Genomic DNA, 16,142 nt, shown 5'->3' with positions numbered 1-16,142 from the left:
CTGGCCTTGAGACATGCCTTGTTGCAATTTGTTCAGCGGTGTTCGGAATGCCGCCCAGTCGAATAGCGCAAAGATGCTGCGACTGACGCGGTCGCAACCCCATCAATGTTGCCGCTGTCATAGTATGACTTGTAATTCATCCAATTCCTTGAGCTAGAGCCATCGCCGGTAATTATTCACTTGACGTCGCGAATTTATTGCGTCCCCAAGCGTTGACAGTTGTTTTTCCGCTTGATAAAAAACGCCGCAGTTGTACGACAACACATAACAAAAACAACAACAGCGGACGCACTCCATGTCGAAAATCTGCCAGACAACCCTCCCCTTTGCGCTGCTTGGCGCCAGCCTGCTAGGCGGCATGCCAGGCACCAGCCTCGCCCAGGGGTTCGTTGAAGACAGCAAGGCCGTGCTGGGCCTGCGCAACTTTTACATCAACCGTAATTTCACCAACCCCAGCAACCCGCAGAGCAAGGCCGAAGAGTGGACCCAGAGCTTCATTCTCGATGCCCGTTCCGGCTTCACCGAGGGGCCGGTGGGATTCGGCGCTGACGTACTGGGGCTGTGGTCGCTGAAGCTCGATGGCGGTGGCGGCACCTATGGCACGGCGTTGCTGCCACGCCATGACGATGGCAAGCCAGCAGATGACTACGGCCGCCTGGCGGTGGCGGGCAAGGCGCGTATATCCAGGACCGAACTGAAGATCGGCGAATGGATGCCGGTGCTGCCGATCTTGCGCTCGGACGATGGCCGCTCGCTGCCGCAGACCTTCCGCGGCGGCCAGGTGACCTCCAACGAAATTGCCGGACTGACCCTGTACGGCGGCCAGTTCCGTGGCAACAGCCCGCGCAACGACGCGAGCATGGAAGACATGAGTTACGGCGGCGGCGTGTCGGACCGCTTCAACTTTGTCGGCGGCGAGTACAAGTTCAACCAGGACCGCACCTTGGTCGGGCTGTGGAACGCGGTGCTCAAGGATGTCTACGAGCAGCAATACCTGCAACTGAGCCACAGCCAGCCGCTGGGCGACTGGACCCTCGGTGCCAACCTGGGCTACTTCCACGGTGGTGAGGACGGCTCGGAACGCGCGGGCAAGCTGGACAACAAGACCTACTCGGGGATGTTCTCAGCCAAGTACGGCGGCAACACCTTCTGGGTCGGGCTGCAGAAGGTCGATGGCGATACCTGGATGCGGGTCAACGGCACCAGCGGCGGGACCTTGGCCAACGACAGCTACAACTCCAGTTTCGACAATGCCGAAGAGCGCTCGTGGCAGGTGCGCCATGACTTCAACTTCGTGACGCTCGGGGTGCCGGGGCTGACCTTGATGAACCGCTATATCAGCGGCCGCGATGTGCATTCCGGGGTGGTGACCGACGGCAAGGAGTGGGTCCGCGAGTCGGAACTGGCCTATGTGATCCAGAGCGGGCCATTCAAGGACTTGAGCGTGAAGTGGCGCAACTCGACCATTCGCCGTGACTACAGCAACAACGAGTTCGATGAGAACCGGTTGATCTTCAACTATCCCCTTTCGTTGCTGTAACGCGATCTTTGTGGGAGCGGCCTTGTGTCGCGAAAGGGCTGCGAAGCAGCCCCCAGAAATTGCGGCACATGCGCGAATGCCGGGGCCGCGCTGCGGCCCTTTGGCGAAACAAGGCCGCTCCCACAGGGCTATCGAAATGCCCAAAAGCAGCATTGACAACCCCGGAAACCGCTGCCGATAATCAGCACAGTCATACGACAACTTACAACAATCACAAGTAGAGCCGCCATGACCACCACCCCCTTCAAGCGCCTGCTGCTCACCGGAGCCGCAGGCGGCCTGGGCAAGGTGCTTCGCCAACGCCTCAATGGCTGCGCCGAAGTCCTGCGCCTTTCCGACATCGCGCCCATGGCCCCCGCCACTGGCCCCCATGAAGAAGTCATCCCTTGCGACCTGGCCGACAAGACTGCGGTCCATGCCCTTGTCGAGGGCGTCGACGCCATCGTCCACTTCGGTGGCGTGTCCACCGAACATTCTTTCGAAGACATCCTCGGCCCTAATATCTGCGGCGTGTTCCACATCTACGAAGCCGCACGTAAGCACGGGGTCAGGCGCATCATCTTCGCCAGCTCCAACCACGTGATCGGTTTCTACCGCCAGGACCAGCCCATCGACGCCCATGCCCTGCGCCGGCCCGACAGCTACTACGGCTTGTCCAAGTGCTATGGCGAGGATGTCGCCAGCTTCTACTTCGACCGCTACGGCATCGAGACCGTCAGCATCCGTATCGGCTCCTCGTTCGACGAGCCACAAAACCCACGCATGCTCTGCACCTGGCTGAGCTACGACGACCTTACCCAGCTGATCGAGCGCGGCCTGTTCACCGCCGATGTCGGCCACACCGTGGTCTACGGCGCTTCCGACAACCGTACCGTCTGGTGGGACAACCGCCATGCCGCGCATCTGGGCTACCAACCCAAGGACACCTCGGAAGTGTTCCGCGCCGCGGTAGAGGCCAAACCGGCGCCTGCCGCCGACGACCCAAGCATGATCTACCAGGGTGGCGCCTTCGTCGCTGCCGGCCCATTCAGCTGACACTGCCCTGCCAGGAGGCTCCAGCATGCACTGCGAACTGATCGTCGACGCCCGCAACGGCACCGGTGAAAGCCCGGTGTGGCACCCCAGCGAACAGGCCCTGTACTGGGTCGACATACCGGCCCGCCAGCTGCACCGCTGGCAGGACGGCGCCCATCAGGTCTGGCAGGGTGACGAGATGCTCGCCTGCATCGCCCGTACCGAGCAGGGTTGGGTCGCCGGCATGGAGAGCGGCATCTTCCAGCTGCAGGCCCAGGCCGACGGCAGCCTCGACAGCCGCCTGTTCGCCGCAGTCGAACACCCGCAACACGGCATGCGCTTCAACGATGGCCGCTGCGACCGCCAGGGCCGTTTCTGGGCCGGCAGCATGTTCATGGACATGCAGCAAGGCGCCCACGTCGGCGCGCTGTACCGGGTCGATGGCGAAGGCCAGTTGCACCAGCAGCTCAAGGACATGATCGTGCCCAACGGCCTGGCCTTCAGCCCGGACGGCACGCGCATGTACCTGTCCGACTCACACCCGAACGTGCAGAAGATCTGGACCTTCGATTACGACATCGACAGCGGCACGCCGCACAACCAGCGGCTGTTCGTCGACATGCGAGCCTTCCCCGGCCGCCCCGACGGCGCCGCCATCGACGCAGACGGCTGCTACTGGATCTGCGGCAACGACGCCGGGCAGATCCACCGTTTCACCCCCGACGGTCGCCTCGACCGCTCGCTCAGCGTGCCGGTGAAGAAGCCGGCGATGTGCGCCTTCGGCGGTGCCAACCTCGACACCTTGTTCGTCACCTCGATCCGCCCTGCAGGCAGCGACCTCAGCGACCAGCCCCTGGCCGGTGGCGTGTTCGCCCTGCGCCCCGGCGTCCAAGGCCTGGAGGAGCCTGCCTGGCGCGGCTGAACGCGACCTGCACAACCCTGCCGCACCCAACACTCACGCGCGAAACCAGATAATAAAAACCACGGAGTTTCACCATGATCTTCAAACGCAAGCTGCTTCTTGCCGTACTCCCGTTCGCTTTCAGCCTGTCGTTGCCGGCCTCGGCACTCGACATCAAGTTCGCCGAGATCCACCCGGCCGGTTACCCGACCGTGGTCGCCGAACAGAACATGGGCAAGAAGCTCGAACAGGCCAGCAATGGCGAAATCACCTTCAAGATGTTCGCCGGCGGCGTGCTGGGCTCGGAGAAGGAAGTGATCGAGCAGGCGCAGATCGGTGCGGTGCAGATGACCCGCGTCAGCCTCGGCATCGTCGGCCCGGTGGTGCCGGACGTGAACGTGTTCAACATGCCGTTCGTGTTCCGCGACCATGAGCACATGCGCAAGATCATCGACGGCGATATCGGCCAGGAGATCCTCGACAAGATCACCAATTCCGAATTCAACCTGGTCGCGCTGGCGTGGATGGATGGCGGCTCGCGCAGCCTCTACACCAAGAAACCGGTGCGCAGCCTTGAAGACCTCAAGGGCATGAAGATTCGCGTGCAGGGCAACCCGCTGTTCATCGACATGATGAATGCCATGGGCGGCAACGGCATCGCCATGGACACCGGCGAGATCTTCAGCGCCCTGCAGACTGGAGTGATCGACGGCGCGGAGAACAATCCGCCGACCCTGCTCGAACACAACCATTACCAGAGCGCCAAATACTTCACCTTGACCAATCACCTGATCCTGCCGGAGCCAGTGGTGATGTCCAAGACCACCTGGAACAAGCTCTCGCCCGAGCAGCAGGCCCTGGTGAAGAAAGTCGCCCGCGAAGCGCAGATTGAAGAACGCGCACTGTGGGACGCCAAGTCTGCCGCCAGCGAAGAGAAGCTCAAGGCCGCCGGCGTCGAGTTCATCACCGTCGACACCAAGCCGTTCTACGACGCCACCGCTCCGGTGCGCGAGAAGTACGGTGCACAGTATGCCGACTTGATGAAGCGTATCGACGCGGTCCAGTAATCCCGGCCCTCCTCCCAAGATGACCTCGGCAGTGCGACGCCCGTCGCCCTGCCGCTTTGGTGATGCCTATGAAAATGCTTTTCCTGAGCGTCAACGACACGCTGTACCGCGCCTGCATCTGGGTCGCCGGGCTGTCGATACTGACCATGTCGCTGATCATCCCCTGGGGCATCTTCGCCCGCTATGTACTCGGCACCGGCTCCAGCTGGCCGGAGCCAGTATCGATCCTGCTGATGGTGCTGTTCACCTTCATCGGCGCCGCCGCTAGCTACCGCGCTGGCGCGCACATGGCGGTAGCAATGATCACCGACCGCTTGCCCGAACCCACTCGGCGAATGGTGAACGTGCTGACACAACTGCTGATGGTTGTGGTTTGCGTATTCATGACCTGGTACGGCTTCAAGCTGTGCGTCACCACCTGGAATCAGTACATGGCCTCGCTGCCCAGCGTACGGGTGGGCATGAGCTATGCGCCGATCCCGGTCGGCGGCGTGCTGACACTGATTTTCGTGCTGGAGAAACTCCTGCTGGGCGACCAGAGCCAGCGCAAAGTGGTGCGGTTCGACCTGGTGGAAGAAAACGAGGGGGCAGCGTAAATGGATGCGTTCATTCTGTTGGGCAGTTTCATTGCGCTGATCCTGCTGGGCATGCCAGTGGCCTATGCCCTGGGTCTGTCGGCGCTGATCGGCGCCTGGTACATCGACATCCCGCTGCAGGCGATGATGATTCAGGTGGCCAGTGGGGTTAACAAATTTTCGCTGCTGGCCATTCCGTTCTTCGTACTGGCTGGCGCGATCATGGCCGAAGGCGGCATGTCGCGGCGCCTGGTAGCATTCGCCGGGGTGCTGGTGGGCTTCGTGCGCGGCGGGCTGTCGCTGGTCAACATCATGGCCTCGACCTTCTTCGGCGCGATCTCTGGTTCGTCGGTGGCCGACACCGCCTCGGTCGGTTCGGTGCTGATTCCGGAGATGGAGCGCAAGGGCTACCCACGCGAATTCTCCACCGCGGTGACCGTCAGCGGCTCGGTGCAGGCTCTGCTGACCCCGCCCAGCCACAACTCGGTGCTGTACTCGCTGGCGGCCGGCGGCACGGTGTCGATCGCGTCGCTGTTCATGGCCGGGGTGATGCCCGGGCTGTTGCTGAGCGCGGTGATGATGGGCCTGTGCCTGATCTTCGCCAAGAAGCGCGACTACCCCAAGGGCGAGGTGATCCCGCTGCGCCAGGCGCTGAAGATTGCCGGTGAGGCACTGTGGGGCCTGATGGCCATGGTGATCATCCTCGGCGGTATCCTGTCGGGCGTGTTCACCGCGACCGAATCGGCTGCAGTGGCCGTGGTCTGGTCCTTCTTCGTGACCATGTTCATCTACCGCGACTACAAGTGGCGCGACCTGCCCAAGCTGATGCACCGCACGGTACGAACCATCTCGATCGTGATGATCCTGATCGGCTTCGCCGCCAGCTTCGGCTACGTGATGACCCTGATGCAGATCCCGTCGAAGATCACCACGGCGTTCCTGACCCTGTCGGACAACCGCTACGTGATCCTGATGTGCATCAACTTCATGCTCCTGCTGCTGGGCACGGTGATGGACATGGCGCCGCTGATCCTGATCCTCACGCCAATCCTGCTGCCGGTGATCACCGGTATCGGCGTGGACCCGGTGCACTTCGGCATGATCATGCTGGTCAACCTGGGGATCGGCCTGATCACCCCACCAGTGGGTGCGGTGCTGTTCGTCGGATCGGCGATTGGCAAGGTCAGCATCGAGGCCACGGTGAAGGCGTTGCTGCCGTTCTACCTGGCGCTTTTCCTGGTGCTGATGGCGGTGACCTACATACCGGCCATCTCGCTGTGGCTGCCGAGCGTCGTCCTGTAATTCTGGTACTGGGGCCGCTTTGCGGCCCCAGGTTCTCAATGCAAACGGATCCTGCACATGGCTGTATCCTCTTCTGCTGTAACCCTCTTCCCGCGCAAACTGGCCATCGTCCTCCTGGCCCTGCTGGCCTGCTCGTTCGCCGGCAACCACATCGCTGCGCGCATCGCCTTCGACGACGACACCGGCGTGCTGCTGGCCATTCTCTGCCGCTCGGGCATCACGTTCCTGGTGCTGGCCAGCCTGGTGCTGTGGCAGCGCCAACCGCTGCGCCTGCCTTCCGGCACACGGCGCTGGCAGCTGCTGCTGGGCCTGCTGATCGCGACCCAGAGCCTGTGCCTGTACTCGGCAGTGGCCCGCATTCCAGTGGCCTTGGCGCTACTGGTGGGCAACACCTTCCCCATGCTCCTGGCGCTGCTGACCTGGGCACTGGGTGGCACCCGCCCGAGCGGGCGCACGGTGTTGTTCATGGGGCTGATCCTGTGTGGCCTGGTGCTGGCTCTGGATGTACCGGCAAGGCTGGCCGACGGTGGCGATGTCAACCCGCACTGGACCTTGGGTGTGGGCCTGGCGTTCTGCGCCGCCTGTGTGTTCGCCTGTGCCCTGTGGATCACCGACCACAAGCTGGCCGCTGTCCGCGGCCCGGTGCGCAGCCTGCTGACCTTGCTGATCGTGTTCACCAGCATGCTGGTCGCCGGCATCAGCGGCGTGATGCCGGCCGGCTTGTCGCTGCCGGGCAGCGCCAGCGGCTGGATGGCGCTGGCCAGCCTGGTGGTGCTGTATGGCGTGGCCTTCACCTTGCTGTTCGTCTGCGTGCCCAAGCTGAACATGGCGCAGAACGCACCGGTAATGAACGTCGAGCCCATCGCCACGCTGCTGCTGGGCTGGGCGTTGCTCGGCCAGCAACTGAGTGGCATGCAATTGATTGGCGGTGCCGTGGTGGTGTGCGGCATCGTCCTGTTGACCTACCGGAGGCCTTGATGAGCGTCACCCTGCTGCACCTGCAAGACCGCCTTACCCGCCTGAGCATCGCCCCCGAGCTGGGTGCCAGCCTGGTCAACTGGCAAGCCAGCGCCACTGGGCAAGCGTTGCTGCGCCCCGCCGACGAAGCCGCCCTGGCCAGCGGCAGCCCGCGGCGCCTGGGCTGCTACCCGCTGGCGCCGTGGTCCAACCGCATCGCCGAGGGCGGCTTCCAGCGCCCTGATGGCTGGCTGGCTCTGGCACCTAACACCGGGCATGACCCCTACCCGATCCATGGCAGTGCCTGGCAGCAACCTTGGCAGGTGCAGCAACACAGCGAGCACCACGCCCGCCTGAACCTCGACAGCACAATGCCGTTCGCCTACCGGGCGACGCTTGATATGTACCTGCACGAGGGCTGCCTGAGCCTCGACCTGCAGGTGACACATCTGGATTCGGCGGCTACCTGGTATGGACTGGGGCTGCATCCCTACTTCCCGCGCCATCCCGATACGCGCTTGCATGCACAAGCGCGCACCGTGTGGCTGGCGGAGAATGGCGCGTTGCCGTCACGGCAAGCTGAGATACCTGATCACTGGAATTTCACCGCTGCACGGACACTGCCGATAACGGTGGTCGACCACGCCTTCAGCGAATGGCCCGGCAACTGCGTGATCGAGCAACCGGGCGCGGGGTATCGGCTGGTGTGCAGCGCCAGCGGCGCAGAGCACTTTCTGTTGTTCTGCCCGCATGAGCAGCCGTTCTTCTGCTTTGAACCGGTGAGCCACCCGATCAACGCGCATCACTTGCCGGGCCGACCGGGGCTGAGACTGTTGCAGAAAGGCGAAGCAACCAGCCTGGGATTCAGGATGCAGTATCAGGCATTGTGACTACCTGATAATGAGGCTGCTTAGCAGCCCCATTCACCTCGCGTGCAACCTTCCACACCAGCACCGCCGCCACGATATCGAACGCCGCCAGCACCACGAACAGTGGGCTGTAGCCGATCTGCGTGACCAGGATGCCGAACACCAGAGTAAACACCGCCGCCCCCAGGTAACCACACATGCCGCCCATGCCGGTCGCGGTCGCCACCTGGTCCTTGCTGAAGGAATCGGAGGTGATCGAGTACAGCGCCCCCGACAAGGTCTGGTGGGCAAAGCCGCCAATGCACAGCAGCAGAATCGCGGTGTACGGGCTTTCGACCAGGCCGATGCAAGCCGGGCCGATCATGCAGCTGGCGCCGAACACCAGCACCATCTTGCGCGAGGTGAACAGCGACACCTTGAAGTAACGATGGAACATCGGGCTCAGGTAACCACCGAGCACGCAGCCGATGTCGGCAGCGAGGAACGGCAACCAGGCGAACATCGCCACTTCCTTGATGTTCATGTGCCGTTCGGTCATCAGGTACAGCGGAATCCAGGCGTTGAAAGTCTGCCAGGCAGGCTCGGACAGAATACGTGCCGACGCGATGGCGTAGAAGTTGCGGGTCTTGAAGATACGCTTCCAGGCCCCCTTCTCGCGCTGCTCGGCCTTGAAGTGGGCTTCCTGGCCGGACAGGATGTAATCACGTTCCTCGTCACTCAGGCGCTTCTGATCACGCGGGTGCTTGTACAGCAGCATCCACAGCAAGGTCCACAGCACACCGGACACGCCGACGATGACGAACGCCAGCTGCCAGCCACTGTGCAGGATCGCCCAGACCACCAGCGGTGGCGCCAGCAAGGCCCCCAGCGACGAACCGATGTTGAACCAGCCGATGGCGACCGAGCGCTCCTTGGCTGGGAACCATTCAGTGGTGGCCTTGACCCCGGCCGGCAAACCGGCGGCTTCAGTCATGCCCAGCAACCCGCGCAGGAACGCCATGCTCTGCCAACCGCTGGCCAAGGCGGCACCCGCACAGGCCAGCGACCAGGCCAGGGCGAACACCGCAAAGCCCAGTTTGGTGCCGATGAAATCGATGAGCCAGCCGGCGATCGGCTGCATGAGCGCATAGCACATCTGCCAGGTCGCGACGATCTTGGCGTATTGCTCGGTGGTGATGGAGAGGTCGGTCATCAGCGTAGGGGCTGCCACCGAGAGGGTGTTGCGGGCGAGGTAGTTGACGACGAGCCCAGCCGTGACAAGGCTGACCATCCACCAACGGATGCCTTTGATCTTCATTGTTCACCTGAATCTTGTTTTTAGAGTGACGGGTGATCTGCCCCATGCGCCGGCAGGGCGAAATGAGACAAATTGTTTCAGGTGAAGAGTGCCACGTGATAAGTCATCGTACAACAACAATTGTGTGCGCTCGTAAAAGTGGGACCTCCGCAGCGAGCCTGAGAAAAATCCAGTTGCGTTGTACGACCTCAATGGTCAATCCAATTGCCGTTCCCGTAGGTCCTGCGCCAGCATGTCAATGAACGATCGCACCTTGGCCGAGCCGTACTTGCTCTCGCGGTGCAAGACATGGATCGGCCAGGGGGCCTCCTCGTATTCGGCGAGAATGACCTGCAACTGGCCGCTGGCCAGCTCATCGACCACCTGATACGACAGCAGCCTGGCGATGCCCAACCCGCCCACTGCCGCAGCGATCGCACCATCGTTGCTGGTAACCGTCAGCCGCGGTTTCATGCGCACCAGTGTCGGTTCGTCGGCCAGGCCGAAGCGCCAGCCGGCGCGTGGCGAGAGGTTGGTGGTGGCGATCACTGCATGGTCCGGCAAGTCAGACGGGTGCTGCGGCTCGCCCATGCGTGCGAGGTAGTCGGGCGATGCACACAGCATCCGCCGCACCCGGCCGACGCGCAGTGCCTTGAGGCCGGAGTCGGGCAGCGGCCCGATGCGCACGGCCACGTCCATGCCCTCCTCGACCATGTTCACCACGCGGTCGAGGAAGTACGCCGACACATCGACCTCTGGGTATTGCTGCAAGTAACGCACGATGCAAGGCATGACGAATTTCTTGCCGAACAGGATCGGCGCAGTGATCGCCAGTTCACCTTTGGGCGTGGCGTTGATACCGGCCGCGGCTTCATTGGCTTCATGGATGCTGGCGAGGATGTGCCGGGTGTCTTGCAGGTAGCGGCTGCCCGCCTCGGTCAGACGCACGCTACGGGTGGTGCGCAACAGCAGCTTGACCCCGATCTGTTCTTCCAGGGCGCTGACGGCACGGGTGACGGCGGCGGGTGAGATGTCCAGGCGACGGGCGGCAGCGGCGAAGCTTTCCAGCTCGCCGACAGCGACGAATACCTTCATCAGGTGGATCTGGTCCATGCGGGTTCCTGGGCATCTGGGGTGCGGGGATTATCGGCTATTTGCGTTGCCTGTGCGGGCCTCTTCGCGGCTAAAGCCGCTCCCACAGGGACCGCACAGTTTTCAAAACCTGTGATATCCCTCTGGGAGCGGCTTTAGCCGCGACGAGGCCTGCACAGGCAACCTCATAACTCCAGCACCAGCGCCTGGGCCGGGACTGCACAACAAATCAGGGCGGTGCCACTTTCGGGCATCTCGGCAGGTGGATTCGGGTAATGCACCTGCCCACTCACCACCTTGGTTTTGCATGTTCCACACGAGCCCCCTCGACAGCTGAACTCCGGCGACAGCCCACGCGCCTCAGCCAGCTCCAGCAAGGTGCCAGAACCAGGTGACCAACGCGCCTCCTTGGCAGAGCTGGCAAAGTACACCGGCACCGGCTCGCTGGCAGCCGGCGGCTGTTGCAGCGTGGGCCGGTTGTCGTCGCCATGCCGCCGAAGGGTCGATGGCCCGAAGGTTTCGGCATGTATACGGGCATCCGGCACATGCACACCGCGCAGTCCCTCATATATGTCCTGGGTGAAGCTGGCCGGGCCGCACAGGTAGAAATCGTAATCATCCAGCGCCAGGGTTGCCTTTATCTGCTCGATACCCAAGCGCCCGGTGTGCTCGTAGTCACGCCCGTGCACGGCGTCCGCCTCTGGCTGGCTCAATGAACGATGCACCCTCAAACCGGTACCGGCTTGCTGTCGCAATTCGGCCAGTTCCTGCTGGAATGGCAGATCACTCAGGCTGCGGGCACCCTGGAAGAGATGGATGCGACGCCCCTGCCCGTTCGCCAGCAACTCTCGCAGCATGGCGATCAGCGGTGTGATACCCACGCCGGCACCGATCAGCACGACAGGCCTGTCGCTGGTGCTATTGAGGGTGAAGCTGCCCATGGGCAGACGCACCTCCAGCAGGTCCCCCGCCCTGACACGCTCATGCAGATAGCGCGACGCCGGGCCCTGCGCCTTGACGCTGATCCGCAGGTAGCCGTCGGACGGCGCGCAGGACAGGCTGTAGGTGCGAATCAGCGGTGCATCGGTACCCAGCGGGATACGCACGGGAATGTGCTGGCCTGGCAAGAACGCCACCGGTTCGTCCGCAGCGAGATAGAACGAGCGGATGTCGCGACTCTCCTGCTCCACACGCGCCACCCGCCAGGTCAGCCACTGGCGCTGCCGCTCACGCTGCTGAAGCCGCTGCTCCGCCTCGGCCCAGGTGCCGGTCATCAGGCTGGTTGGCGCGTATTCCTGGAAGGCCCAGCGCAAACTCCCCGCCGCACGGCGTAGCACCACGTGCTCGATGTCCAGCGTCCACAGCCGTTCGGCGCCCTCGAATGCCGTGATCAACGGGCTATCGAGTATCACCTCGGTGCGCCCGGTCACCTGCAGTACATCACCGCTACTGAAATCGACGAACAACAGCCCGGCTCGCGGATTCTCCAGCAGGTTGCCGAGGGTGTTGAAATGCAGGTTGCCGGCATAGTCGGGAAGGGTCAGGCGGTTGCTTTCGACCTTGACGAAGCCGGGGCGACCACCACGGTGCGAGACGTCCACCGAACGCATGCCGTCAGGGTGATCGATGTAGCTGGCAACGAACAACGTGTCAGCGTTCGCGATCATCTGGGCGGTCGTGGAATCCAGCCCTTGCGCATCGATTCTTCCTTGCGCCGGTTCATCGACGCGCGTGTATTCGCGCAGCTGGATGTACTGCGGGCAATTGCCGAATGACTGCTCCACCTGCACGTCCAGCCGCCCGTTAGCGGCCTGAGCGATCAGCCCGTTGATGCGGTTGCGGCGGCGTGTGTGCAGCTCGATGCCGAGCAGGCCGATGGCTCCGCCAGTTACCAGTCCGGGCGTTGCCGGATCATCGCCGGCCGGCTGGATATCGATCAGCAGTTGCCGAGGGTCGGGCGAGCTGATGAAGCCCTCCGGGCCTTCGAGCAGCGTCGCCCAAGGCTTGCCGCCCTGATCCACAGTGCCGGCGACGATAAACGGCAACTGCTGGTAGAACGTGCGGTGCTGGTCGGGCATGTGCTCACGAATGACCTTCTGCCCGAACACGTCCATGCGCTCCGACACACCTGCATGCTCCTGCAGGCGCTTCTCGCCGGCATGCCAGGGCGAGGTGCGATGACCGGGGAGTTGCGCCATGGCGGCATTCCTCGCTTGAAGTGGCGGCTCAGACGGTGGTCTGCAGGCCGACGGCAGTGCGTGGCATGGCGACGAAGCCAGGCAACGCTTCGATCCGTGCCAGCCAGGCACGCACGTTGGGGTAAGGTTCTAGCGAGACATTGCCCTCGGGGGCGTGGGCGATGTACGAGTAGTTGGCGACATCGGCGATGGTCGGCTCATTGCCGACGAGAAACGCCGACTTGGCCAGCTCGGCGTCCATCACCTTGAGCAAGGTGTGCGCGCGAGCGATGACTTCGTCGGTGTCGAACGAAGCGCCGAACACCGTCACCAGGCGAGCGGCTGCAGGGCCAAAGGCTAATGGGCCAGCGGCAACCGACAACCAGCGCTGTACACGGGCGGCCTTTACCGGGTCATGAGGGAGCCACTTACCCCCCTTGTCGTAGGTGCTGGCCAGGTAGAAGAGAATGGCGTTGGAATCGGCGATCACGGTGCCGTTGTCATCGATCACCGGCACCTGGCCGAACGGATTGAGGGCGAGGAAATCCGGCTGCTTGTGCGCACCTTTGGCCAGGTCGACGAACACCAGTTCGGTGGGCAGCTTCAGCAACGACAGCATCAGCTCGATGCGGTGGGCGTGGCCGGACTTGGGGAAGTTGTAGAGTGTGATCACGGGCTGGGCTCCAGGGTTGGCACCGGGGTGGTGCCAGATGGAGCCTATCCTGCGCTGATTCGACTGGCAGCAGAATCAGTGCAAGCAACAAACCATAATTTCGCCTGGCGAAATAATAGGTTGCTCAGTGCCGCGACTGCTTCTGATAGCGATATAGGCCCCGTGCAGCCTCGACCACATGCGGCACGCAAGCCTGCAATTCATCGAAGCTCATGGCATCGAGCAACTCGAAGTTGTCTTCCAGACCATGCAGTGAAATCGCCTTGAGCAGCTGATCCTGCTCGGGCGGCAGTTCGCCCCAAGCCGCTACCTGCGTGCCACGCATGTAACCGAAGCACCACTCTTCCATGATGATCGCCGGCCCTTCCTCGGCCTCGCTTTCTTCGAACAGCGGTTCGAAGCCTTCGAGGTTCTCCGCCAATTGCTCGGCCACCTGGTAGGCATAACGCAGCATCAAGGCGGTGTAGGCCTCCTCATGGGCGGGTTTCTTGAACTTCGGTACCTTGCCGCCAGCGACGGTGGGCAGCCATTGCTCTGGCAGCACGTCGATCGGGGAGCTGGCCAGGGCGGTGAAAAAGCCGTTGAGCTCGGCCAGGTTGAGCACCGAATAGTCGTTGCCGTAGGTGATCAGCAGGTCTTCGAGGCGGGCGAGTTCTTTTTCGCTGAGGGCGGGGAGCATGTGCGGGTGTCCTGGGGTGAAGATTTGCGTGCACCCTAGCACATGGGGGATTGCGTCTGCAGAAAGCATTCGCGGGGCAAGTCGGGTGCGGCGACCCGAATTGCCCCGCGATTAGGCCGTTAAGCCTTATACCGCCAGCGCGCGCTCACGCAGCTCGCTGTTGAGGATGCGGTCGTTTTCGCTGTAGTCGACCGGGCAGTCGATCACGTGCACGCCTGGGGTCTTGATGCAGTGCTCGAGCAGCGGCAGGAAGGCTTCGGCGCTTTCCACACGGTGGCCATTGGCACCGTAGGCTTCGGCATATTTGACGAAGTCCGGGTTGCCGTAGTCCAGGCCGAAATCGGTGAAGCCCATGTTGGCCTGCTTCCAGCGGATCATGCCGTAGCCGTCGTCACGCAGGATCACCACGGTGATGTGCATGCCCAGGCGGACTGCGGTTTCCAGCTCCTGGCTGTTCATCATGAAGCCGCCGTCACCGCACACCGAGATGACCGGGCGATCCGGGTACACCAGGTGCGAAGCCATTGCCGATGGCAGGCCAGCGCCCATGGTCGCCAGGGCGTTGTCGAGCAGCACGGTGTTCGGCTTGTGCGCCTTGTAGTTACGGGCGAACCAGATCTTGTAGATGCCGTTGTCCAGGGCCACGATGCCTTCGGACGGCAGTGCACGACGGATGTCGGCGACCAGGCGCTGCGGGTAGACCGGGAAGCGGTTGTCGTCGGCGCCTTCGGCGATCTGTGCTTCGTTGGCTTCACGGATCGCCATCAGGCGGGTGAAGTCCCAGTGTGCGGTGTCGTTCAGCGCTTCGCTGATCTGCCACACGGCGTTGGCGATGTCGCCGATCACTTCGACCTGCGGGAAGTACACGGCATCGACTTCGGCGGAGCGGAAGCTGATGTGGATGACTTCGGTGCCGCCACGGACCATGAAGAACGGTGGCTTCTCGATCACGTCGTGGCCGATGTTGATGATCAGGTCGGCCGCTTCGATGGCGCGGTGGACGAAGTCACCGGACGACAGCGCCGCGTTACCCAGGAAGCGCGGGTGACGTTCGTCGACTACACCTTTACCCATCTGGGTGGTGATGAACGGGATGCCGGTCTTGTCGATCAGTTGCTTGAGGACCTTGGCGGTCATCTTGCGGTTGGCGCCGGCGCCGATCACCAGGATCGGGCTGCGGGCCTTCTGCAGTTTCTCGACGGCAGCTTCGATGGCCACGTGCTCGGCCAGCGGGCGACGGTGCAGGCTGCGCGGGATCGGCAGGGCGTCGGTCTGCTCGGCGGCGATGTCTTCCGGCAGCTCGAGGTGCACTGCACCCGGCTTTTCTTCTTCAGCCAGGCGGAACGCTTCGCGCATGCGCGCCGGGATGTTGTCGGCCGAGGCGAACTGGTGGGTGTACTTGGTGATGGGGTCCATCATGCCGCACACGTCGATGATCTGGAAGCGGCCCTGCTTGGACTTCTTGATCGGCTTCTGGCCGGTGATCATCATCATCGGCATGCCGCCCAGATAGGCGTACGCACTGGCGGTTACCAGGTTGGTTGCGCCAGGGCCCAGGGTCGACAGGCTGACGCCGGTCTTGCCGGTCAGGCGGCCATAGGTGGCGGCCATGAAGCCCGCAGACTGCTCGTGGCGGGTCAGTACCAGCTTGATCTTCGACTTGCGCAGGGATTCCAGCAGGTCGAGGTTTTCCTCACCAGGAATGCCGAACACATACTCGACACCTTCGTTTTCCAGGCATTGCACAACGACATCGGCGGCCTTGGCCATCTTGCTTGTAACCTCAAGTGATCGGACAGTGGAAGTCCAGAAATGCGCAGCACGGTACGCTGGCATCGCTCGGTTCGGGGGCCAGGATTGCCCCGAACTTAAGTCTTGACGCAGCTTAAGCGCAAACAAGTCACGTTAATTTGCGAGAAATATTGTCGCACCGTACAAACGGTGCAGATAGGAGGATACAGACAAAAGACATTTGGCTGCAGCGCCAAAGCGCCGCATGGCAGAAGGGCCGGAGGGCAGA

Annotated in this window: 14 protein-coding genes; 8 read left to right on the top strand and 6 right to left on the bottom strand. The window is 62.8% G+C overall.

Annotated features, from left to right (window positions below):
• Nucleotides 1-295: 295 nt before the first annotated feature.
• The 8 genes from ACLEJU_RS26420 (at nucleotide 296) to ACLEJU_RS26385 (ending at nucleotide 8,246) form a co-directional block, all read left to right on the top strand.
• Complete coding sequence (locus ACLEJU_RS26420) at nucleotides 296-1,540, top strand: OprD family porin (RefSeq protein ID WP_435425012.1); 1,245 nt, start codon at nucleotides 296-298, stop codon at nucleotides 1,538-1,540.
• A gap of 228 nt (nucleotides 1,541-1,768) precedes the next feature.
• Entirely contained in the window at nucleotides 1,769-2,575 is an 807-nt protein-coding gene (locus ACLEJU_RS26415) for an NAD-dependent epimerase/dehydratase family protein (protein WP_435425013.1), read from the top strand.
• 25 nt (nucleotides 2,576-2,600) lie between these two features.
• Nucleotides 2,601-3,476 carry a glucurono-1,5-lactonase gene (locus ACLEJU_RS26410; protein ID WP_435425014.1) on the top strand — a complete coding sequence of 292 codons (876 nt, stop codon included), beginning with the start codon at nucleotides 2,601-2,603 and terminating at the stop codon, nucleotides 3,474-3,476.
• Nucleotides 3,477-3,550: 74 nt separating this feature from the next.
• Nucleotides 3,551-4,522: a TRAP transporter substrate-binding protein gene (locus tag ACLEJU_RS26405; protein ID WP_435425015.1), complete on the top strand. Its 972-nt coding sequence runs from the start codon at nucleotides 3,551-3,553 to the stop codon at nucleotides 4,520-4,522.
• Nucleotides 4,523-4,590: 68 nt separating this feature from the next.
• A complete protein-coding gene (locus tag ACLEJU_RS26400) occupies nucleotides 4,591-5,118 on the top strand; it encodes a TRAP transporter small permease (RefSeq protein WP_435425016.1) in 528 nt (175 codons plus the stop codon).
• Complete coding sequence (locus ACLEJU_RS26395) at nucleotides 5,119-6,399, top strand: TRAP transporter large permease (RefSeq protein ID WP_400682540.1); 1,281 nt, start codon at nucleotides 5,119-5,121, stop codon at nucleotides 6,397-6,399.
• A gap of 57 nt (nucleotides 6,400-6,456) precedes the next feature.
• Nucleotides 6,457-7,377 (top strand): EamA family transporter, encoded by a 921-nt coding sequence (locus ACLEJU_RS26390; RefSeq protein WP_435425017.1) that lies wholly within the window; start codon nucleotides 6,457-6,459, stop codon nucleotides 7,375-7,377.
• Entirely contained in the window at nucleotides 7,377-8,246 is an 870-nt protein-coding gene (locus tag ACLEJU_RS26385; protein WP_435425018.1) for an aldose 1-epimerase, read from the top strand. The genes ACLEJU_RS26390 and ACLEJU_RS26385 overlap by 1 nt, the downstream gene beginning before the upstream one ends.
• Here the strand turns inward: ACLEJU_RS26385 and ACLEJU_RS26380 are convergent.
• The 6 genes from ACLEJU_RS26380 to ACLEJU_RS26355 form a co-directional block, all read right to left on the bottom strand.
• Nucleotides 8,221-9,522, bottom strand: a complete 1,302-nt coding sequence (locus ACLEJU_RS26380) for an MFS transporter (protein ID WP_435425019.1) — start codon at nucleotides 9,520-9,522, stop codon at nucleotides 8,221-8,223. The two genes, ACLEJU_RS26385 and ACLEJU_RS26380, sit on opposite strands and share 26 nt — an antisense overlap.
• Nucleotides 9,523-9,717: 195 nt before the next feature.
• Nucleotides 9,718-10,614 carry a LysR family transcriptional regulator gene (locus ACLEJU_RS26375; RefSeq protein ID WP_435425020.1) on the bottom strand — a complete coding sequence of 299 codons (897 nt, stop codon included), beginning with the start codon at nucleotides 10,612-10,614 and terminating at the stop codon, nucleotides 9,718-9,720.
• A 164-nt stretch (nucleotides 10,615-10,778) separates the two neighbouring features.
• Nucleotides 10,779-12,791: a 2Fe-2S iron-sulfur cluster-binding protein gene (locus ACLEJU_RS26370; protein WP_435425021.1), complete on the bottom strand. Its 2,013-nt coding sequence runs from the start codon at nucleotides 12,789-12,791 to the stop codon at nucleotides 10,779-10,781.
• A gap of 28 nt (nucleotides 12,792-12,819) precedes the next feature.
• A complete protein-coding gene (locus ACLEJU_RS26365) occupies nucleotides 12,820-13,443 on the bottom strand; it encodes a glutathione S-transferase family protein (RefSeq protein WP_435425022.1) in 624 nt (207 codons plus the stop codon).
• Between the two features lie 124 nt (nucleotides 13,444-13,567).
• Nucleotides 13,568-14,122, bottom strand: a complete 555-nt coding sequence (locus tag ACLEJU_RS26360; protein WP_435425023.1) for a UPF0149 family protein — start codon at nucleotides 14,120-14,122, stop codon at nucleotides 13,568-13,570.
• A gap of 126 nt (nucleotides 14,123-14,248) precedes the next feature.
• Entirely contained in the window at nucleotides 14,249-15,892 is a 1,644-nt protein-coding gene (locus ACLEJU_RS26355; RefSeq protein ID WP_159409168.1) for an acetolactate synthase large subunit, read from the bottom strand.
• Nucleotides 15,893-16,142 lie beyond the last annotated feature (250 nt).

It is taken from the genome of Pseudomonas sp. SMN11 (assembly GCF_052041945.1).
GTDB lineage: Bacteria > Pseudomonadota > Gammaproteobacteria > Pseudomonadales > Pseudomonadaceae > Aquipseudomonas.
This window is presented reverse-complemented; position numbering and strand designations above follow the sequence as displayed.